The organism is Bartonella sp. AC158YNML (assembly GCF_042196725.1).
Taxonomy (GTDB): Bacteria; Pseudomonadota; Alphaproteobacteria; order Rhizobiales; family Rhizobiaceae; genus Bartonella.
On sequence record NZ_JBHIQU010000083.1, the window covers coordinates 1 to 841 of the forward strand.

Below are 841 nucleotides of genomic sequence, written 5' to 3' on the forward strand. Positions count from 1 at the left end.
GCCTCTCCGGTACCACCGCGAGTTCTTTGATCTTTTGAAAAGTTTCCATTGTTTCCACCATTGTTGTTCGTGTTTTTTATTTTTTCTAAATCATCAACCGCCTTGCGTATCCAGTTACGCCATGTTGCTTGCCAATCGATTTTGGTTGCATTTGCTCCGGCTTTTGAACGCCAGTAATCTCGAAACTTTGCAATTTCGACTTTCACACGCTCTGAAGGCAAACCCGCTTCAATTGCAAAATCGTAATCGGGTTCGAAATCATCCGGTAATCGACAGCCCCGATTAGCTTTTGACCGCTTAGCTTTTTTCGGAACGCTTGTCTGCTCGTGAATGGGAGATTGGTTATCTGCTATCGTTTCGTTTTGCTCTGATATGGTCTCAACAGCAGCAACCTCGATTGGCTCTTGAACCAAATCAGTGATTTCTAAATCTTCAAAATCAATTTCTTTTTTTGATAAAACGATAGTTTTATTTTTTTTATATATATTATTCTTATTCTGGTTCTTTATAGCTAGATTTTGCTTGTCGTTTGCTTCAGCAAAATTATTAACATGTTGTTTTATATTGTTTTTTGCTTGTGCACCTTTTTTACCAGCTTCACTACGAACTTGTGATATATGCTCTTTTTTATCAGCAAAATCGTTCAGCTCTTCTTCAACGCGTGTATTCCACAATCCATTATCTGTCTCAATAACTTTATCATTCCTCATTAAATATTCGACGATAGTTGCGAATTTTTTTCGTGAACAATTGCAAGCGCGTGAAAGCGTTTCAAAATCTTCTTTAATTGGTGCTTTTTTATCGTACATGCGAACGAGAAGCGTCATATAAGCGCCCCTTT

The 841-nt window shown here is 37.9% G+C and carries 1 protein-coding gene; it reads right to left on the reverse strand.

Features of this window, described 5'->3' with window-relative positions; genetic code table 11:
• A partial coding sequence (locus tag ACFIM1_RS09355; protein WP_375694694.1) for a DUF1376 domain-containing protein occupies nucleotides 1–841 on the reverse strand: 841 nt, incomplete at both ends.